Genomic DNA, 21,577 nt, shown 5'->3' on the forward strand with positions numbered 1-21,577 from the left:
CTATTTCTAAAGATCATCAATATTTAATTCCAACGTATCAGCAAGCCAAAGGCAAAGTTATTTCAATTGAAATTAAGGAAGGTCTAACTAAGTCAAAACAAATTTGGTGGCGGACAAATGGAACTGGTCAGTTAGTTATTCAAGATAATCTTGAAAAGTCACCAACAATTCAAAAAGCTGTTTAGTATCAAAGGCTTATAATACATAATTTCGTATAATGTATATTATGTTAAATAGAGTGCACCTGAAAGAGGCCGTTTTCTTGTAGCTTTTTAACGGTAGCATATATTAAAAAGCTTTCTTTGAATTATTAATTATTTGAAATATTTTATGCATCAGCACTGTTGTAAATAAGAAGATAAGCTGTAATTTTCTATGTTAATTACGTTTAAATTCCAACCCTCTCATTTTCTAACTAGCTCAGGTTATAATAATGGCCTCCCAAAATATGGTTGATCTATTATGAACACCTCCAATGACCCTTTACACGGCAAAAAACTTGCTGACATTTTGGATGAATTATTGGATTACTACGGTGGCTTTGAAGGCTTAAATCGTAAAATTGAAATTAGATGTTTTTGCATAGATCCAAGTATTAAATCATCATTGCGATTCTTACGTACCACACCATGGGCACGTGAAAAAGTAGAAAGCTTATATTTGTATGTCTTACGCCAAAAAGCCAAACAGAAATCGTAGCTATCAAGACCCTAGTCTCAGCATAATATTTTATACCAAATAGTAAACTACACTTATTGAATAGCCACCGATTTTGTAGACACCTTTTAATTAGTGGTGGACTGCCACCACTCTCCTAGACAAACTTAGTCTATTCTTAAGACCTTTTTAGTAGGAAAATATGTATTCATAGCCAGGTTCATGAACCAAATATTTTATAATTTATCACTTTAGTGCTCTAAGTAATTAAATTTATTGCTTATTAAACATAAATTTAATTGTGAACTAGATTCTAGGTGAACATAAGATAAATAGAATATCCAAGACTGCGACCTACTATAGTTCGACTGTAGTCTCAGCTCAACATCATGAATTTGAACAAGTTTATTTATGATGTTGAGTGAGCTAATGAACATAATATACGTTATGCCGAAATCTACGCGCTATCTCATGCGATCAACATGATAATCTAATTTTATAAAAAACTGTTTGAGCTGATCTATTTCTATATCGTTATTTAATTCTGAATTTTGCAGTTGCTCTAACACTGTCTCCAGCAGATCGCGCATGTACACATAATCAGCCTTGGTTAAAACTCCCTTTGATCTATCATACTGACTGTTTTGTATATGTGTCTGTTCATCAATCTTTACCGACATCTTATCTATGGACTGTGGTTCGTGGTTCGTGGTTCGTGGTTCGTGGTAAATCTACTTTTTTATTTAATGTTTTCCTTAATGATCTTAATAGCGAATTGGGATTATAAAAAATAGTCTGTATCACTCTGAATTTTAGGCGAAATATGATGCTCAACCCACGTTAACCATGCTCTTGTTTTAGCATCAATAAAATGACGTGATGGTAGTAAGGTATAAACACCAATATCAGGTGATCTCCAATCTGCTAAGACGCGACGTAATCGTCCAGTACGTACAGCCTCAATCACAGCAAAGGTTGGAAGTAATGCGATGCCCATATCTTGCTGCACCATGTCCAGTAATAGTTCTGGTGTATCTGCAATCAATGGCCCTGTAATATCGATTTGATACGAACAACTATTTTCACTTACGAGATGCCATTGCGGTGTAATAGATGGATTCACCAATCTTAAACATGCGTGTTTTTGTAGATCATCTAATGATTTCGGTTCGCCATATTTTTCTAAATAGGCTGGTGATGCGCAAAGTAATGAAAATATTGTCCCAACTCGACGAGCAACAAATCTTGAGTCCGCCAAAGATTCCGTTAGATATAAACTTACGTCAATTCCTTTACCTAAAAGGTCTGGTACATTCTGCGAAGTACGGTATTCAACCGTAAGCTCTGGATAGGTTTGACAGAACTCGGCCAGCATCGGAGACACATAATGATGACCAAAACTAGCCATACTTAAAACACGTAATCTGCCCTGCGGTTTGCTTGCCATTCCCATGGCTTGAGCTTCGGCCTCTCCCACCATTGCGAGTACTTGACGGCATTGCTCTGCATAAGTTGCACCAATATCGGTCAACGCATGCTGTCTTGTAGATCGTTGTAGTAATTTTGTTCCTAAGCGCCCTTCTAACTCGCTAATGAGTCGGGACACTTGCGCTGTTGTCAGTTCCATTTGCTCTGCGGCAGCCGTAAAACTTCCACTATCAATGACTTTTAGGAAAGCATGCATTGCATGTAGTAATCCACCATCAAGATTTTTGCGCATAACGTAAATATCTTTTTCTAATTTACGCATTGTTGCACCAGTCTGGATCAACCACAATGACATTAATGTACATACATTGAACCGTTCTAATGCCTTAAATGAACTGATCAATCTTTATCTAAGTATGTCATTTACTCCAAATATTCAACCGGATGTTGAAATAAGAAAGTAGCTCGAACTACAAAATTCTAAGGAGACATAAATGAATATCGCGACAAAATTTACGCCAAATAAGATTCCAACCAAGGATGTATCACTTGAAGATAAATATTTAAGTGATGACGGTACTGCTTACATGACAGGTATTCAGGCAATGGTGCGTTTACCACTCGCGCAAACACGGCGGGATACTTTAAACGGTTATCATACTGCTGGTTTTATTTCTGGTTATCGTGGTTCCCCTGTCGGAAATTATGATAATTTTCTCTGGCAAGTTGAAGGCATACTCAAAGACCATCATGTTGTTTTTCAACCTGGCGTAAATGAAGATCTCGCTGCTACTGCAATTTGGGGTACTCAACAAGCCAATCTCGCAGGTCAAGGTAAATATGATGGTGTGACCGCTTGGTGGTATGGCAAAGGCCCTGGTGTAGATCGTTCAGGAGATGTTCTCCGTCATGCCAATCTTGCAGGAACATCAGAGTTAGGTGGCGTGGTTGCCTTCTTTGGTGATGACCACTCTTGTAAATCTTCAAGTATTCCACACCAGTCAGAACACGTTATGATCGGTTGTGGCATTCCAATTTTTTACCCGACCTCAATACAACAAATTCTGGATTTAGGTACTCATGCAGTCGCAATGTCACGCTTTGCGGGTGTATGGACTTCGATGAAGCTAGTCAGTGAAATTGTTGAAACCTCTGCTTCTGTGCATGTGGATTTAGATCGAGTCACTCCTGTTTTACCCAAAAATGTTCAAATGCCTGAAGATGGTGTCCACATCCGTTGGCCTGATCATGGTATTCAACAAGAAGAACGTCTTTATAAATATCGCTTACCCGCTGTATTGGCTTATGCACGTGAAAATGAACTGAATCAGGTGACATGGCATTGTCCTGATGCTCGTATTGGTATTGCAGCAAGTGGTAAAGGTTATTTAGATACAATTGAAGCGTTACGTATTCTAGGAATTGAAGGCGAAACAGCCCAACAGTTAGGACTTCGAATATATCAAGTTGCTTTAATTTGGCCCTTAGAGCCGCAAGGTCTTCGTGAATTTGCCGAAGGTTTAGAAGAATTGATCGTTGTAGAAGAAAAACGCCCTATCCTTGAAGCACAAATTAAAGATGAACTCTATGCACTTCCAGATGACAAACGCCCTCGCGTCATTGGTAAAGCTTGTGATGGAAAAGGTGAATGGAGTACATCTAGTGATGAAGCGCCTTTGATTGGTCACTATGAGTTCCAACCTGAACCTATTGCAAAAATGTTGGCAGCTCGATTCTTAAAATTAGATCTTCCAGAAAGCTTAAAAACACAAATTCAAAATAGAGTTGAGTTGTTAGAAAAAGCAGAGCAAGCGTCACGGCGTGTTCTTGATATTGCAGAACGCAAACCTTTCTTTTGTAGCGGCTGCCCTCACAACTCATCAACAGCATTACCCGAAGGTAGTCGTGCATTAGGTGGGATCGGTTGTCATTTTATTGCAGTCTCACTGGATCGTGGTACAGAAACATTCTCGCAAATGGGTGGTGAAGGTGTGAGTTGGGCTGGCGCTTCTCATTTCACCAATGAAAAGCATATTTTTGCCAATCTAGGCGATGGAACGTATTTCCATTCAGGTTATCTTGCAATACGCCAAGCGATCGCTGCAAAAATCAATATGACCTACAAAATTCTGTATAACGACGCAGTTGCAATGACGGGTGGACAACATGTCGATGGTCATCTCAGTGTGGCACAGTTAACACGACAACTGGATGCTGAAGGAATCACGAAACAAGTCATTGTCACTGATGAACCTGAGTTGATTCATGCAGAAGAAGGGATTGCTCCTCACGTCGAGATTTACCACAGAAATGAGCTGGATGATGTGCAACGCAAATTACGTGAGATTTCTGGCGTTACGGCTTTAATTTATGTTCAAACCTGTGCCAGTGAAAAACGTCGTCGTCGTAAACGCAATGCTTATCCAGATATTGCAGAGCGAGTTTTTATCAATAGTGAAATTTGTGAAGGTTGCGGTGACTGTTCTAAAAAATCGAACTGTTTATCGATTGAACCCGTTGAAACAGCGTTAGGAACGAAACGTCAAATTAATCAAAGCAGTTGTAACAAAGACTTCTCTTGTGTTGAGGGTTTCTGTCCAAGTTTTGTGACTGTCCATACCCGCGATACGAAACGCCCAGAAATATTCGAAGGTATAGACGCTGGCTGGCCAGAAAAGCCAATCATTCCTGAACTGGATCAACATCCTATCCGTATCATGGTCGGTGGTGTTGGTGGTACAGGTGTGGTTACAGCAGGTGCTTTACTTGGAATGGCTGCTCATTTGGAGGGTAAAGCTGCACGTATCATGGATATGGCTGGACTGGCTCAAAAAGGTGGTACGGTTTATTCCTACATACAACTCGCGACAGAAGATGATCAAATCTCGGCAACCAAAATCCCTGCGGGTCAATGTGATCTTTTAATCGGTGCCGATGCGATTGTTGCAGGCAGTAATGCAGCACTTTCTCGTTTAAAAGCTGATGCTGTTGTCATCGTCAATGAAGATGGTTCCCCTACTTCTGATTTCCTTGAGTCTCGTGATTGGTATGCGCCAATTACAGATTTGATTCATCGACTTCGTGGTCGAACTACACAAGGAAAACTCACATCTTTACCTGCAACACGTATTGCCACACAAGTGCTGGGGGATGCGATCTTTGCAAATCAGATATTACTTGGTATGGCTTGGCAATCAGGTCAAATTCCGTTGAAGCGTGAAAGTATTGAGGAGGCAATTCGTCTGAATGGCACTGCTGCTGAAAAAAACCTTGAGGCTTTCCGTATCGGCTGTCATCTGATGAGTGACCCTGACTTACCAAAACGCATTATTGCAACCATACCAACAACGCGTAAACCAACCACGTTGGCTGAACTCGTTGAAGATCGTTCGGCGCGTCTGGCAGAGTATTGGAATCAAGATTATGCAACTCAGTATCGAACACTTGTGGAGCAAGCTGCCAATGTATTGCCAGACGAACTCGCTGGAACAATTGCTACACAGCTCTATCGAGTCATGGCGTATAAAGATGAATACGAAGTTGCGCGCTTACTCACAGGAAAGAGCTTTAAACAATCGATTGAAACGCAGTTTGGTAAAGGTCTCCGTTTAACTTATCACTTAGCCCCTCCTGCTTTGGGTGCTCATGGCATCATACGCAAACGTGCTTTCGGATATTGGATGCGTATTCCAATGATGATTCTTGCTCGCCTACAGTGGCTTAGAGAAACTTTTCTTGATCCATTTGCTTTACAGCAAGAACGTCAAAAAGAATATGCTTGGCGTGACCGTTATATCGCATTTGTCAAAGACATTAGTTCTGCACCTGAAAATTATGACTTATCTGTTGCTGAGAAAATCGCTAAATTACCAGCAGATGTACGAGGTTTTGGTCATGTCAAAACGCAAGCGATGGACGCAGCGATACAACGTTGGGATGAGCTTTCATTGAGTCTTCGTAAAGAACATGAATAAAGGAAATAGCTTTATCTAAATAAGTAGCTGAAACAGGATCAAACTTAGGTTGTATTGATACTAAGGTTATAGATCAGGTTCAGCTACTTCATATTGATAATCTAATAGCTATCGTGAATACAGTGAAGATGATCTCAAACAACTTTTTTTGATTCAGCAAGCGCAACGAGTTGGGTTTTATTTAATTGAAATTAAGGCTTTTTTACGCAACACTGTTTGCAGCTATAGCTTAGCAACGTGAATATCTACGATTATAATTCACGTTGCTGAATATCCTAAGTAACTAGATAATGAGTTGTCTATTCTACGATCTATCCTAATCGTTAGCGAAATGATCTTGAATATCGCACAATCTAACTATGTTAAATTAAAGTATTCTAATGAATAGCACGTGATCCACTACTGATTATGAAAAACCCGTTTTCTGACAACACCCAAATTAGTGTAGTTTCTACTTTTTCTGAACTTGTAAAATCGAATTTTCAAGCAGATATGAATGCACTTTGCTGGTATAGACGTTTGCTTGGCGATTTTAAAGAGATTGTGGCTAAACTGCACTTAAAAGAGAATATTACAGAAGTTTCTGTTGAAGATCTTTTAGTATTACAACTTTCAGAAAATGGTCATTTTGCACGGGAAATTATCTTAAAAGATATACAGCTCTTAACTGATTTTGGAGCATCCCCTTCGCTTAATTTACTTAAAAGTTACGAACGGGATGATGAGCTAGATTTTATTTCAACAGATGTATATTCGTTTCACATTGATCGCTCACCCATCAAAACAGATACTTTTCTATGTACCTACCATGGTGCTGCAAGTGATATTCTGCCCAATGCTCAAGTTGAGCAAAAGATTTTGATTCCCGAGATCAGAGAAAAGCTCAAAGAACTACATGATGGCCCAGAAACTGAATTTGAAGCCTTCCTAGAAGACTATTTTTTTGATTTGCATTATCAACCTAAACCCAATGCAAAACCTGTGAATTTAGGCTCAGGGCATCTTTGGCGGCTGGCGGTAGATCATCCAACACAACAGGTTTTGCCCTGTGTTCATAGAGCACCTGCTGAAAATGAGGGTGAGTATAGATTGCTATTAATTTGTTAAATATTTATTCGATATATAAATTATTGAATTTTATCGCTATAAAATTTGGATGTTACATCTACCGATTTCTTAAATGCTACAATCAACAGTATAAAAGCCCATATTTAATGGGCTTTTATCAGAGGAATTAACTTAATATATTTCAACGTATTCCTTTAAAAAGGAAAAAGCATCCTACGATAAATAACAATGCGGCAAAACATTTTTTAAGCACTATTGGTGATAATGCATGTGCCACTTTAGCACCTAACTTCGCTGTAAAAAAACTCATTGAGCTTATACCAAAAAAAGCATAAATATGAACATAGCCAATACTGTTTGAGACCAAAACCTTGTCTTGTACCCCAAAAAATATAAAGCCTAGCGCACCAGCGACTGCAATTGGCAAACCACATGCTGCCGATGTTCCAACAGCTTTTTGCATGACCACGCCATAATGGTTTAGGTAAGGTACTGTTAAACTCCCTCCTCCAATCCCAAAAATTGCAGAAGCCACTCCTATCCCAGTACCTGCAAATACTTGTTTAGTCACTGGTGGAAGTACTTTATTCTGATCTACTGCCTTTTTTGCACCATCAAACATCTTATATGCAACCCAAATTGCAAATAAGCCAATAATTAACTGCAACTTAGCACTCGATAATAATCCAGCAACACCAGCCCCCAAAAATGCACCCAAAACCAAACCCGGTGCTAAATTTTTAAATACCGACCACAATACAGCTCCATTTTTATGATGCGCCATCAATGAACTTATCGATGTCACAATAATGGTCGCTAATGAAGTACCTAAAGCTAAATGCATCACAACTTCAGGGTCATAACCCATTTGCGTAAAGACCACATATAAAAGTGGTACGATGATAAGCCCACCACCAACACCAAAGAGCCCAGCGGTAAATCCAGCTAATGCGCCTATGGCTAAGAAAATAATTAATTCCACGATATATTTACTTGCTTAAGAATTGATATGAATTGAAAAATGACTTTAGGCGATTTCAACTTGCCCGACATGATGATAAGCGCGATTAAAATAAACTAAACTTTGATCCTGTTCACTGCGCTGAATCGCGGCAACACGGCACATGAAAATACTATGCGTTCCGACTTCTTGAATTTGTTCAATCTCACAATCAAAACTCACCAAAGCATCCTCTAAAACGGGTGCGCCAGTTTCTAATTCTGTCCAACGGCCATATTCAAAACGCTCTTCTGAACTCATTTTAGATGCAAATACGTTAGAAATATGCTGATGATCTGCGCCTAAAACATTTACAGTTAAAATTTTATTTTCTATAAAATGTTCATGTGACCGAGATGCTTTATTCATACAAACCAATAATGTCGGTGGTGTATCCGTGACACTACATACGGCAGATGCAGTGAATCCATAACGACCAGACACCCCTGCTGTGGTAACAACATTGACCGCACTTGTTAACAAAGACATTGCATTTTTAAAGTCTGTTGCTTGAATCATCACTTTGTTCCTAAATTGCACCGTATCTTTTTTTTATACTTCGCTATACCGCGTAATTTCGTTACACTGGCATAGCATCTGAATGAGTTCTAATCTGAGCGAGTTCTGAGTAGAACACTTAATCTTGATTGAGCTTAGGGTTAGCGTTTGGCCATTGAATATCAAATCCAATCAAGCCGAAACAGCTAACCCTGCACACATCACTCAGTCAGTGATTAGTTGTTCGAGAGCTCTTTACGAACAATTTCCGCGCCAGCACTTAAAGCATTGAGTTTGCCTCTTGCCACTTCACGAGCTAAAGGCGCCATACCACAGTTGGTCGATGGATAAAGCTTATCGGCATCTACAAACTGAAGTGCTTTGCGTAAGGTATCAGCCACTTCTTCTGGCGTTTCAACGGTATTGGTTGCCACATCAATTGCACCAACCATGACTTTTTTACCACGAATCAGTTCAATCAGATCCATTGGCACACGAGAGTTTTGACATTCGAGTGAGATGATATCAATTTTAGATTGTTGCAGTTTAGGAAATGCTTCTTCGTATTGGCGCCATTCTGAGCCTAACGTCTTTTTCCAATCTGTATTGGCTTTGATGCCATAGCCATAGCAAATATGAACCGCTGTTTCACACTTCAAACCTTCAAGTGCTCGCTCAAGCGTTGCAACACCCCAATCATTCACTTCATCAAAGAACACATTAAATGCAGGTTCATCGAACTGAATAATATCCACGCCCGCAGCTTCTAACTCACGCGCTTCTTGATTCAGAATCTTGGCAAATTCCCAAGCCAGTTTTTCACGACTTTTATAGTGACCGTCATACAGTGTGTCAATCATAGTCATCGGGCCAGGCAGCGCCCATTTAATCGGTTGATTGGTTTGGCTACGTAAAAATTTGGCATCTTCAACAAAAACAGGTTTTTGACGGCTCACCGCACCAACCACTGAAGGTACACTCGCATCATAACGATTACGAATTCGCACTGTTTCACGTTTCTCAAAATCAACGCCATCCAGATGTTCAATAAATGTGGTGACAAAATGCTGACGAGTTTGTTCGCCATCACTGACAATATCAATCCCTGCGTGCACTTGTTCTTGCAAAGATAAACGTAGCGCATCTTGCTTTGCTTCGATTAATGCATCACCTTCTAGTTTCCAAGGTGACCAAAGTTTTTCAGGCTCTGCAAGCCAAGACGGTTTCGGTAAGCTGCCAGCGGTTGATGTTGGTAATAAAATTGCCATTTTTAATCTTCTATCTCTATTTTAGGTGAATTACGCAGCGTTCGTTTTAACGTCATTACGCTCTACAGCGTAGTTGGCAGCCCATTGCTCAAGAATATTTTGATAAGGTTTAATGAAGTTTTCTTCAGTCCATTTACCTTGTTTTACCGCTAACTGGCCACGCTCAACACGGTCATACACAATTTGCGTCAATGAATAATCTGGGTACTCCAGACTTGCTTGATACACTTGCGCCGCTGAAGAATTTGCATTGTAAATTTCAGGGCGATAAACCTTTTGGAACGTTTCCATGGTGCTGATTGCGCTGATCAATTCAAGATCGGTGTAATCACGCAGCAAATCACCCGCAAAATAGAATGCTAAAGGTGCTGCGCTGCCTTTTGGCATAAAGTAACGAACCTGCAAGCCCATTTTATGGAAATAGTCATCTGTACGTGAGTATTCATCTTGCTTATACTCAACACCTAAAACAGGATGCAGATTGGCAGTACGGTAATACGTTTTGGTCGTTGAAACACTTAAGCAAATCACAGGCGATTTTTTAAATTCCGCTGTAAATGCATCTGAATTCACCAAATATTGATAAAGCTTGCCATGTAAATCACCAAAATTTTCTGGTGCATTCGATTTAGGCTGATTTTGAAAATATGCTGGCAGCACCACGCTAAAGTCATAATCACGTACATAAGAAGAAAAACTGTTGCCAATCATGCCATCAATACGTTGATTTGTTTTGTGATCTGTAATGGTACTTTTCAGCATTTCAATGACAGGGAATGTTTTACCATTACCCTCAATATCTAAATCTGCAGAAATAATATCAATTTCAATTGTATAGCGATCACCGTTAGGATTATCACAATCGGCTAAAGCATTAAAACGATTGTTAATCATTCGAAGCGTATTACGCAGGTTCTGTTCACGGCTTTCACCACGAGCCAAGTTGGCAAAGTTAGTCGTCAAACGTGTGCTTTCTGCTGGCTGATAGCTCTCATCGAAACGAATGCGTTTGATTGAACATGCAAATTCTTTACTCATGGTGATCCGCTACCCTAATTTTTAAAATAAAAGCAAAATTTCTGTATGGAGTAATTTATACTTGAAATAGAACATGAATAAAAATGATTTAATCTAACAATAAGATGAGTAAAATTCATTGTTTGTGTTCTGTGGTACTCATTAAGCATGAAAAGTAGAAAAGTTGGATATAGCTATCCTTGATAGATTGATTTATCAAAAATATAGTTAAACTATTGATAATAAATACTTATTATTTATTTTAACTTCGATACCAACAACATGGAAAATTGAAATAGCTCAACATCTGTTTAGGAACAATAGGTGTTACTTGCTATGAAGTCCAAGAGCTCTTGTGATGAATACACTTCATCTTAAACTGAGGAAATATCATTATGTTCATCCTCTTAAGCTTATCCAAATAGCTGTATACCCCATCTTTAGGTGAAGCTATGGAAATCCGAATAGAATCAAGTATCAACTTTCTATCTTTTTCTATAATTCCAATATTCACCCAATAAAGGAATATCTGATCGGTAGGAAAAAAATATTCGCTGTGCAGAGAATTACAATATCCATTTTATTGACGGCGAATTACGATACCAAAAATTGGTTTGAGCGAGCAAAGGTATGGAAGAATGAACTTGGAAAAGGTATTCGCTATGGTGAAACATTTTTGTGAGGATAGTATAAAAATAGACCTTCATAATGATGGCTGTACGGCTTTAATACCTGAATGAGATTTCCTTTACCGATTCTTCGGCAACCAAACTATAGTGTTACTGTATTTTTATTATCTGGAAAAAAAGATAATGAATTTATTCAATATATTTATAAACTAAACTTAGATGAATATAAGTTAAATAGCATATCCAGAACGCTAATCTAACAGAACCTCAATTGTTGCTACAGCTCAGCAACATAAATCTATAACAGTTTATTCATGTTGCTGAGTATCGTAATAAATCTAATAATCTGTTCTAAATTTATAAATTACTTCGCTTCAAATTCTTTAAAATCCGCCTTGCGAATTTTAGCGTGAATTCCTTTCGTTTTATCTACGACTTGGGAAACTTCAAAATCTGTAGCAGCACTGAGATAAGCATAAGCCGTTGCTTCATCAATACCATACTCTTTATTTAAGAATCGAATTGCTTCACGTGTAGACTTTCTCATCGCTTCATCCAAATCCTCATCTAAACCAGGAGTAATCCAAAACTCAGCATTTTCTGCTAAAGGTTGAACGATTTCTTTACCCGGTATTTTATCCTTCCCTGTCTTGAGTAGCGTAAATTTAAGTGTAGCTCGAGCAGATGCTTCTAGTGCTGTTAAAGCGACTTCGCCATCACCTTGTGCGAAATGACTATCGCCTGTATAAAAAAGAGCTCCAGGTACTTGTACAGGGTAATAAGCTGTTGAACCCGCTCCTAATTCATTAATATCAATATTTCCACCATACATTGCAGGCGGAACTGAATGTACAGGTTCAGAAGTGTTTGCAGCTACCCCCATGATGCCCATAAAGGGATAAAGCGGAAAACGAATAGATTTCCCTGACTCTGTTTTAAGAACACCTTCGTACTCACCATTCGTGTTTTTTTCAATTGGTGTAAAAATAGATACATTACCAAACCGTTCAGGATGTGCCGCAGAAGCATTTTCTAAGACTTGTTTTTTAGGAAACTCTCCAACTAAAGCACCCTTACCATGACGGTTTGAGATAACCCCATAAGGCACACGAGGTTCTACTTTTATAACTTCCACTTTTAAAATATCGCCAGGTTCAGCACCATCAATAGCAATAGGTCCTGTAACAATATGAGGGCCATCTTTATGAAAGTCATGGTTTAATTTAGATTGAGTAATTGTTTTTGCCTCATCTAAAATAAATTCAGATTTAACCCCTTTGGATTTGAAAAATTTTTCTGCATCGCGTCCTTGATCCTCAAGTAAACCTTCATGTGAAACAGTATCAAAAGTCACAACACTTCCTGAAGCAACGTTTAAAACTGGTTTAGAGTTTTTATTTGGCAAATAACCCCATGTAATTGTATTAAGAGTTGAAGGAACATAATAATTATTTTTATATGTACCATTTTTGATAAGCGTAGGAGTCTCAGAAATTTGTTTTAAAACCTTAAAATCTTCAGCATGAGTTAAGTTAACTGATGTTGCCGTCATTATAGCCAATGAGAGAAGCTTAAATTTTAACATTGTTTAAAATCCAGATATATTTAAAGTATTGAATATTTAGCAAATATTATGCCAATATAAATATTTATATAATTTATTGTTCTTCAAATTTTTTCTAACTGCCTATGAGTAAATAAACTTATCCATAAAAAACTCCCCTTAATGATGCAAACTTAAGCTATTTATAAATGAGTCACTTTTTATTTTTTAAATAAAAAAGACAATAATTTTGTCATCTATATTTCAATTTTTGACAAAAAACTTAGGAAATTTCTTATTAACTAAAATATTGATTTTTATTACTTTAATTTAATTGTTATGGCTTTACGTATCTGTAAAATAAAAACTGCCTGAGCTAAATACTCAGACAGTCTTGTGGAGCACAACTACAGCATTAAATTAGAAGTTCACAGTCCATGACAGCTGTGCTGTACGCGGTACACCAAGGAATAAATAGTCATCTCCAAAGAAGCTACCTGCATCTCGCCAGTATTTTTTATTGAACAGGTTGTCAATGTTAAAGCGAAGCATATTGTCAGAACCATACGCATGAAAGTTATAAGCTGCACCTACATCGAACACAGTATAATCCGATACTTTCACTGTGCCTGATTTATTGGCATATTTGCTACTGCTATATTGCATGCCTGCCAGTAAACGTAAGCCCTCGACTTGAGGCATTTGATAAGACAGATGGCTAGCAAAGCGGACAGTCGGCACATTTTGAGTTTGATGCCCTTTATACTCATCTACTTGTACACCTTCCAAACGTGAACGGGTCAGTGCCAAAGTAGATGTCATCTCTAGATTTTGAGCAATTCGACCTTGCAACCCCAATTCCAAACCTAAGTTGTGTTGTTCGCCATCGGTGACATAGTAATTATCTAAGTTGGTATATTGGTGGTCTTGTGTTAAGTCAAACAAAGCGGCAGTAAAGAGCAGCCCTTGCCACTGTTGTTTAAGACCTAACTCATATTGAGTTGAATGTCTTGGTGCTAAAGTTTCGAAGGCATTACCTACGATGCCTTTGTCAGGATTACCATAGGCAGACCACGGTGCTTGACTGCCATCACTTAAACCTTTGGCATAAGAAGCATACAGATGAGTGTTCTGCCAAGGCTGATACATCAACGCAAGCTGTGGTAGGAAGCGATTGAAGTCGGTGTCACGAATGCTGTTGCCATCCGCAGCATAGGCATTTTCATTCAAATGCAATAGCTTACCACCCAGCAAAACTGACCAAGTATCATTAAAATCAATCTGGTCGAGCAAGTTTAGCGCTGTTTGCTGACTATCTAATGATTTGTAATGATTACCTAGAGCTTTGTTCGTAGGTGTGTAGGTGATCGGATCATGATCAATATTTCCTGTACCCACCCATTCATTAATTGCATCATACTGTGCATGACGTTTGTAAGCATGTGACAGCTCTAAGCTAAGGTTATGTTGCCATGTTCCAGTGTTGAATTTACCATTTAAGCCTGTTTTAAATTGATTAGTCAGATAGCTATCATCAGGGCTACGGAAATCATAAATGTCATAGTTACCATTTTGGTCGAAGGTATATGCAAAGGATGAATAGTCATCCACAACTACACGGCTTTGTGAAGCTGACAGGTTCGTAGTCCAGTTGTTATTGATTTGATAGCTATATTTTAGGCTGGCATTTAGGCTGGCATTGGTTACAGGGTTGCTCCAGTTTTGATAACCCAGCAAACGATCCCATTCAACACCAGTGGGTACAGTTTTACCACCAAGCAACTGATAACCGGGTACTGAGCGCTGTTGTTGACGCTGTGATTCAAGATCAAATTCTAATTTTGAACGATCCGAAATTTTCCAGTCCAAAGCCAAAGAACCGAACGAACGTTTTCCATCAGCATGCTCAACATAAGGATGGATTTCTTCATGCGCCAAATTCACGCGATAGCCAAGCTGCTGATCGTCCCCTAACCAGCCACCAAGGTCAGTTGCTACACGATTGCCACCATGACTGTCGGCTTCAACACTTATAGAGCGAATATCTTTGGGACGTTTGCTGACATAATTGACCACACCGCCTGGCGTCGACATGCCACTTTGAATGGCACTAATGCCTTTTAAAATTTCGACTTGTTCTTTGTTTTCAAGCGCCACATTTTGCTCACCACGAAGTAAGTTGCCATTTAGCAAATAACTTGATCCTAAATTTAAAGCAAAGCCGCGCATGACAAAGTTTGAATAGTAACCAATTGGCGCATAGCCATCACCGACTGCGGCATCATTTTTAACCACATCGGCGAGTGTTTTCGCATGTTGATCTGCCATAAGTTCGGCTGTGACTGTGCTGATGGATGCTGGAATTTCTGCAAGGTTTTGTTGAGTAAACCCTGATAAATTCACTTTTGGTTGATAATAAGCAGTTTCTGCTGCTTGAGCTTTTACTGTGATCGTTGCGAGTCGTTGTGTATTATTTTCGACTTCAGCATGTGCCAATACTGGACTTAGCTCAAGACAAGAAAATGAACCAACTGCCAGTAATGCTTTTTGTAAACGAGAAAATGGATACGTTTTCACAATAGTTGCCTAACCCCAAAAGATAATCTTACAGCCTGAATTTTGTGGGCACGAGTATTCACAATTTTCTCAGATTGAACAAGCGTTTCTACAACATATCTAAAATTTAAAAAATTATCCCGATATGGCTATCTCAATGAGTGCGGTGTGGTTTTGTTGCACAAACTTATCTTGAAGGCTTATTTAGTAATATAATTTTCAAACGAATAAGCTAGCATCTAAAATTTATTGTACTGTCAACTGATCAACCTACAATCAAGCATTAATTAATCGAATAAATAAACGATCTGCTTTGACAAGCTTTAATCAAGGCAAAATGTAATGAGATCAACTATCCGCTAGTAACAAGGTAAATCTCGAAAGAGATGGCTTTGATAGACGATGAACACGATTTCTGAAACTTTCGATTGAAAAGATCACATGATCAAACACTTGGAATTATCGTAAACCTAAAAATAAGATTTACAATATTATGACTATACCGAGTTACCCCTTAATGAGCCATGCTAACTTTGCAATATTTGTTCTAATTTCATCAGGTGTATGTGCAGCATAACCAAAAAGTACGGCTGTTTTTTGAGATTTAATCTGACAATATCGGGATAATGGCTGTACTGCTAAATCCACTTTTGCGCATTGAGCAATAAAGTTCTGCTCTGTCCATGAATCATTTAGCCAACACACCACATGTATCCCCGAATCTGTGGGTTGAACAGTTAATACATCTGGAAGATGTTGCGCAATCGCTTCAATCAAAACCAGTTGGCGTTCATAACAAGCTTTTCTGACTTTGCGAACATGTCGGGCATAGTGCCCTTCCTGTATAAATAAAGCCAGTGCTACCTGTTCTAAATATGAACTACGAACATCGGTATGATATTTTGCCAGACTAAACACATCAATGAGTGCTTCAGGCACAACCATAAAACCCAATCTAAATTCAGGAAACATCATTTTAGAAAAAGTACCTGAATAAATAACCCGTTGTTGTTGATCTAATCCCTGTAAAGCTTGAATTGGATGTGTTCCATAACGGAATTCACTATTATAGTCATCTTCAAAAATCCATTTTTGCTGTTGCGCGGCCCACTCTAACAAAGCTAAACGCCGAGCTAAACTTAATGTTCCACCAAGTGGAAATTGATGTGACGGCGCAGTATAAATAAGTTTGCTTTCTGGATAGTTTTCAATAATCTCAGAAATTTTCATTCCTTCATCATCACTATTAATAGCGTGTACATGAATACCAAAACTACGAAAAATATTTAAAGCTGAATCATAACCAGGTTCATCCAGACACACCTGCTCTTGTGGCTGTAACAAAGCATAAGCCGCGAGATGAATCGCTTGCTGTGTACCATTTACAATAAGAATCTGATCTTCCGTAAAATTCAGCCCTCGTGTTGAACGTACATATTTACAAATTGCCTGACGCAAGGGTAAATAACCGCGTGGGTCATGGAACTGCCCTAATTGATAATAGGATTGTCGCCAAGCACGACTCAATAACTTTCCCCAAAGCTGGTGTGGAAACAAATCAACACATCCAACGCCCACATGAAATATTTTTCTCTCTTGGCTCGATGACAACGATGACTTCTGCCAATGTGGCAATAAACTGGCAATATGCGGATTGATATTTAATGTTTGTGTAGGGATATACGCTGGCTGATTTAAATCTTGTTGTATATGAATGAGCTGATCTGGTATCACAGCTGCGACATATGTGCCTGAGCTTGGTTTAGTCAATAAATAACCTTCATCCAATAAGCGATCTAAAGCTGCCAATACAGAATTACGGGAAATTGACATCATTTCTGCCAAAGCACGGCTTGAAGGCAGTTTTGTTCCACCAGATAAGCGACCCTCTAAAATCGCATCACGTAAGACACAATATAAACCGTCCTTAATTTGTCCTTTTGGCAAAATTAAATGGGGAAAATAAGCAGAAGATGAAGTTGCCATTGTAAGACTGGTACTTTAAAAAATATCAAAAGTGTATCTTATGACAATACCATAATTAAAAATACACTTTGTGCTTTCATTTCTAAAGCATTTTAGGGGCTAGACTTATGTCTTTTAAGCGTCATTTCCATGATTTTTTCCCCCCAGTTATGGCAGGCTTAATATCAGTCATTGTTAATTATGGCGGTACTTTTATTTTAATCTTTCAAGCCGCACAGATGGCAGGATTAAATCCAGCACTAACCGCCTCATGGATCTGGTCTATTTCCATCGGTGTGGGAATCACAGGGATATTATTAAGTTGGTATACCCGCGAACCCATTATTACTGCATGGTCAACTCCAGCTGCGGCTTTTCTAATCACGGCGCTTGTCACTGTTCCGTATGCAGAAGCAATTGGAGCTTATTTACTCTCCGCAGTCGCATTTATGATACTGGGCATTACAGGATATTTTGAAAAACTGATACGCCTCATTCCGATCAGTATTGCGTCAGGTTTATTGGCGGGCATCTTATTACAATTTGGTATTGCTGCCTTTTCCAATATGACTATTGATCCACTTTTAGCCATTTCATTATTTTTTGTTTATCTCGTTACCAAACGCTTCTCAGCAAGATATGCAATTGTTAGTGTTCTAAGCATTGGATTTATTTTTCTAATCTTTCAGTCACGTATTGATTTTTCTGGATTTGAACTTGAATTAACCGCCCCGATTTTTACAAAACCAACTTTTTCAATCAATGCAGCATTAAGTGTTGCCTTACCTTTATTTTTAATTACGTTAACTGGTCAATACATGCCTGGTTTACTCATACTTAAAAATGATGGCTTCAAAACCGATGCAAAACCTATTCTTATTGTGACAGCTCTAGGCTCATTCCTAATGGCACCTTTCGGCTCGCATGCATTTAATCTTGCCGCCATCACTGCTGCAATCTGTACAGGTAAAGAATCTCATGAAGACCCCTCAAAACGCTGGATTGCAGGTATTGCGGCAGGTCTGTTTTATATACTGGTGGGTATTTTTGGTGTGACATTGGCTGTTGTATTTGCAGCATTTCCAGCAGCATTTATCAGTACTTTGGCGGGGCTTGCTTTATTAGGCACAATTGCTGGCAGTCTGGCCAATACCATGAGTGACAGTCATAGCCGTGAAGCTGCACTCATTACCTTTGTTGCTACTGCTGCGAATATCACTTTATTTGGGATTGGTGGAGCATTCTGGGGACTGGTTTTAGGACTAATTTCTTATGTTATTCTCAATGGAAAATTCAGGAAAAATACCACTTCCTAATCTCAGACATAGAATTTGCTACAAAACTGGTACGCTTAAAAATATTAAAACTGTATCTTATAAGAGTACCATATCAACATTATGCTCTGATCATCTACATTTCAAACAGTAAAGATGATGGGAGTATCATAATGCACAATCATGAAATTCAGGTTATTCCAGTCCAGCAACAGGATTATCAGCAATGGATACCCTATTGGTTAGCCTATCAAGATTTTTATAAAGTCAATTTAGCTAATATCGTTACTCAAACCACTTGGCAACGCTTTTTTGATGAAGCTGAACCCGTGTATTGTGCTGTTGCTAGACAGAATGAAAAAGTCTTAGGTTTTGTACATTATGTTATTCACCGCTCAACTTGGGCAGAACAAAATTTTTGTTATCTGGAAGATTTATATGTATCGCCTGAAGTTCGTGGGCAGCAAATTGGTAAATGCCTAATTGAATATGTACAGAAGCAAGCCATTGCTCAGCAATGTACACGTTTATATTGGCATACGCAGGAAATCAACCATACTGCCCAAAAACTGTATGACTGGATTGCTGAAAAACCAGGTGTAATTGAATATCGTATGTCCCTAGAATAAAAAGTTTTATGTGAAATAAAAAAACACCTTCATAGAAGGTGTTTTTTTAAGATTAATTTTTTTTAAATTTCAATCTGGCTGCCTAATTCGACGACTCTGTTCGAAGGGATTTTATAAAAATCACTCACAGGGCTGGTATTTTTTTGCATAGTCACAAATAGCTTCTCACGCCAATTGGACATCTTATTTGACATGCTTGGAATCAGCCTTTCTCTAGACACAAAGAAACTTATATCCATTAAATTATATTCAATTCCTAATGTATCGAAGGCTTTCTCTAGTGCTTTAGGTACATCAGGTTCTTCTTTAAAACCATAATTTAAACGTATTCTATAAAAGCCTTTATCCAGTACTTCTGTCTCAATCCTATTTTCCGAATCGACATAAGGAATTTCCATAATATTTATGGTTACCAATAAGTTACGTTCATGAAGAACCTTATTGTGTTTTAAATTATGTAGCAGAGCATGAGGTACGACTTGTGGTGTTCCCGTTAAAAAGACTGCATTTCCGCTAATATTTTGAGTTGTATCACCCATATATTGAATAAAAGTATTCAAAGCAAGCGTATCCTTCTGCAATTTTGCTTGAAGAATTTCTTTGCCTTTTTTCCAAGTCATCATTAAGGTAAAAACGATAATCGCAATAAATACAGGCACCCAACCGCCAATAAAGACCTTGAGCAGATTAGAACTCAGTAAAATAAGGTCGATAAAGACAAAAGGAATAATGAAAAGTAATACTTTCCATGTTTGCCATTTCCAATAACTGTAAGCAAGAAAAGCAACTAATAACGTGTCACAGAACATAGTGACTGTCACTGCTAAGCCGTATGCGCCTGCTAGACTGCTACTATTCTCAAATATTAAGACTAAGATTGTAATAGAAATAAATAAAAGCCAATTCAGTAAAGGTATATAAATCTGCCCAATTTCTGAATCAGAGGTATGCAAAATTGTTAGGCGAGGTAAATATCCCAATTGAATGGCTTGTTTCGCCATAGAAAATACACCGCTGATTAAAGCTTGAGACGCGATTACTGCGGCCGCTGTTGCAAGAATAATCATCGGATAGAGAAGAGCTGAGGGTAAAAGTAAGTAAAATGGGTTGGCGATTGCGCTTGGGTCTCGTAACAGTAATGCGCCTTGTCCAGCATAATTCAGGATTAAACAAGGTAAAACGATTAAAAACCAACCTAATCGAATAGGCAAAATTCCAAAATGCCCCATATCAGCATACAAAGCTTCTCCACCTGTAACCGTTAGAACGACTGCTCCCATCACAAAAAATGAAATAAAAGGATTATTCACTACAAACAAAAAGGCCCAATGTGGACTAAGTAATGCGAGCACAAACGGACTTTGAATAATACTGCTGATACCTATAGCCCCAATGGAGAGAAACCATATTAAAGTTATAGGACCAAAAAATTTCCCCATGACTGCAGAACCATGTCTTTGAACAGCAAAAAGTGCGACTAAAATTCCAATACTGATTGGAATAATGAAGCGATCAAAAGCTGGTGTTGCAATGGAAAGACCTTCTACTGCTGAAAGTACAGAAATTGCAGGGGTAATGATTCCGTCCCCAAAAAATAAAGAAGCTCCCACAAAACCTAAGATAATTATTATAAATTTCTTTCGAGGAGAGAGACCTTTTTGGCGAAGATTTAACGCCAATAAAGCCATAATTCCCCCTTCACCATTGTTGTCAGCTCTCATGATGACCAATACATATTTAATTGAAACAATTAACGTGATAGTCCAAAAAATTAAAGACAGAATGCCTAAAACATTAATTTCATTAATAGGTAATCCACGCGTTGCATGAAAGCTCTCTTTTAATGCATATAAAGGACTCGTTCCGATGTCACCGAATACCACTCCTAGTGCAGCCAGTGTCAATGCTGGTACTGCCGGCTTACTCACTTTATTCTGCATGATATGCGAATCATAAAATTGATAAGCCTATAATTTTATCATTAGAGTGGTGTTAAAATTTCTTAGACATAAAAAACAATGCTTTATAAGAAATTAATAGATTTTTTATGTAAGTCTGTTCCATATAAGTG

At 38.3% G+C, this 21,577-nt stretch carries 15 protein-coding genes and 2 pseudogenes; 8 read left to right on the forward strand and 9 right to left on the reverse strand.

Translation table 11 applies throughout. The features are described 5' to 3' along the window. A pseudogene (locus B9T30_RS12330) lies at positions 1-185 on the forward strand (hypothetical protein); the annotation flags it as partial. A 277-nt stretch (positions 186-462) separates the two neighbouring features. Then, complete coding sequence (locus B9T30_RS12335) at positions 463-699, forward strand: VF530 family DNA-binding protein (RefSeq protein ID WP_086185257.1); 237 nt, start codon at positions 463-465, stop codon at positions 697-699. 739 nt (positions 700-1,438) lie between these two features. Here the strand turns inward: B9T30_RS12335 and B9T30_RS12345 are convergent. Then, entirely contained in the window at positions 1,439-2,377 is a 939-nt protein-coding gene (locus B9T30_RS12345) for a LysR family transcriptional regulator (protein ID WP_086185332.1), read from the reverse strand. A gap of 202 nt (positions 2,378-2,579) precedes the next feature. Between B9T30_RS12345 and B9T30_RS12350 the strand changes: the two genes are divergently transcribed. From B9T30_RS12350 to B9T30_RS12355, 3 genes and pseudogenes are all read left to right on the forward strand, one after another. Further along, positions 2,580-6,059, forward strand: a complete 3,480-nt coding sequence (locus B9T30_RS12350; RefSeq protein ID WP_086185259.1) for an indolepyruvate ferredoxin oxidoreductase family protein — start codon at positions 2,580-2,582, stop codon at positions 6,057-6,059. Positions 6,060-6,159: 100 nt separating this feature from the next. Continuing rightward, positions 6,160-6,285 (forward strand): annotated as a pseudogene (locus tag B9T30_RS16375) (MerR family transcriptional regulator); the annotation flags it as partial. 182 nt (positions 6,286-6,467) lie between these two features. Then, positions 6,468-7,166: a DUF1826 domain-containing protein gene (locus B9T30_RS12355; protein WP_086185260.1), complete on the forward strand. Its 699-nt coding sequence runs from the start codon at positions 6,468-6,470 to the stop codon at positions 7,164-7,166. 142 nt (positions 7,167-7,308) lie between these two features. Here B9T30_RS12355 and B9T30_RS12360 read toward each other — a convergent pair whose 3' ends face one another. The 4 genes from B9T30_RS12360 to B9T30_RS12375 form a co-directional block, all read right to left on the reverse strand. After that, positions 7,309-8,109: a sulfite exporter TauE/SafE family protein gene (locus B9T30_RS12360; protein ID WP_086185261.1), complete on the reverse strand. Its 801-nt coding sequence runs from the start codon at positions 8,107-8,109 to the stop codon at positions 7,309-7,311. Between the two features lie 45 nt (positions 8,110-8,154). Continuing rightward, on the reverse strand, positions 8,155-8,646 hold the full coding sequence (locus tag B9T30_RS12365) for a flavin reductase (RefSeq protein WP_086185262.1): 492 nt from the start codon (positions 8,644-8,646) through the stop codon (positions 8,155-8,157). A gap of 215 nt (positions 8,647-8,861) precedes the next feature. Then, positions 8,862-9,893 carry a methionine synthase gene (locus B9T30_RS12370; protein ID WP_086185263.1) on the reverse strand — a complete coding sequence of 344 codons (1,032 nt, stop codon included), beginning with the start codon at positions 9,891-9,893 and terminating at the stop codon, positions 8,862-8,864. Between the two features lie 30 nt (positions 9,894-9,923). After that, positions 9,924-10,931: a DUF1852 domain-containing protein gene (locus B9T30_RS12375; protein ID WP_086185264.1), complete on the reverse strand. Its 1,008-nt coding sequence runs from the start codon at positions 10,929-10,931 to the stop codon at positions 9,924-9,926. Between the two features lie 511 nt (positions 10,932-11,442). Here B9T30_RS12375 and B9T30_RS16860 point away from each other — a divergent pair. After that, positions 11,443-11,592, forward strand: a complete 150-nt coding sequence (locus tag B9T30_RS16860; RefSeq protein WP_413772572.1) for a hypothetical protein — start codon at positions 11,443-11,445, stop codon at positions 11,590-11,592. 311 nt (positions 11,593-11,903) lie between these two features. Here B9T30_RS16860 and B9T30_RS12390 read toward each other — a convergent pair whose 3' ends face one another. From B9T30_RS12390 to B9T30_RS12400, 3 genes are all read right to left on the reverse strand, one after another. Continuing rightward, the gene (locus B9T30_RS12390) at positions 11,904-13,124 is read right to left on the reverse strand and encodes an acetamidase/formamidase family protein (protein WP_086185266.1); all 1,221 of its coding nucleotides are present in this window, start codon (positions 13,122-13,124) and stop codon (positions 11,904-11,906) included. A gap of 378 nt (positions 13,125-13,502) precedes the next feature. Then, a complete protein-coding gene (locus B9T30_RS12395) occupies positions 13,503-15,659 on the reverse strand; it encodes a TonB-dependent siderophore receptor (protein WP_086185267.1) in 2,157 nt (718 codons plus the stop codon). A gap of 486 nt (positions 15,660-16,145) precedes the next feature. Further along, positions 16,146-17,624, reverse strand: a complete 1,479-nt coding sequence (locus B9T30_RS12400; RefSeq protein ID WP_086185268.1) for a PLP-dependent aminotransferase family protein — start codon at positions 17,622-17,624, stop codon at positions 16,146-16,148. 107 nt (positions 17,625-17,731) lie between these two features. Here B9T30_RS12400 and B9T30_RS12405 point away from each other — a divergent pair, with 107 nt between their 5' ends. Together B9T30_RS12405 and B9T30_RS12410 are read left to right on the forward strand one after the other, a co-directional pair. Then, entirely contained in the window at positions 17,732-18,919 is a 1,188-nt protein-coding gene (locus B9T30_RS12405) for a benzoate/H(+) symporter BenE family transporter (RefSeq protein WP_086185269.1), read from the forward strand. A 131-nt stretch (positions 18,920-19,050) separates the two neighbouring features. Continuing rightward, the gene (locus B9T30_RS12410; protein WP_086185270.1) at positions 19,051-19,506 is read left to right on the forward strand and encodes a GNAT family N-acetyltransferase; all 456 of its coding nucleotides are present in this window, start codon (positions 19,051-19,053) and stop codon (positions 19,504-19,506) included. A gap of 62 nt (positions 19,507-19,568) precedes the next feature. Here B9T30_RS12410 and B9T30_RS12415 read toward each other — a convergent pair whose 3' ends face one another. Further along, positions 19,569-21,446: a potassium transporter Kup gene (locus B9T30_RS12415; RefSeq protein WP_086185271.1), complete on the reverse strand. Its 1,878-nt coding sequence runs from the start codon at positions 21,444-21,446 to the stop codon at positions 19,569-19,571. Between the last annotated feature and the right edge of the window lie 131 nt (positions 21,447-21,577).

Origin of the sequence: Acinetobacter sp. ANC 4973 (assembly GCF_002135275.1) — a bacterium.
Lineage (GTDB): Bacteria > Pseudomonadota > Gammaproteobacteria > Pseudomonadales > Moraxellaceae > Acinetobacter > Acinetobacter kyonggiensis.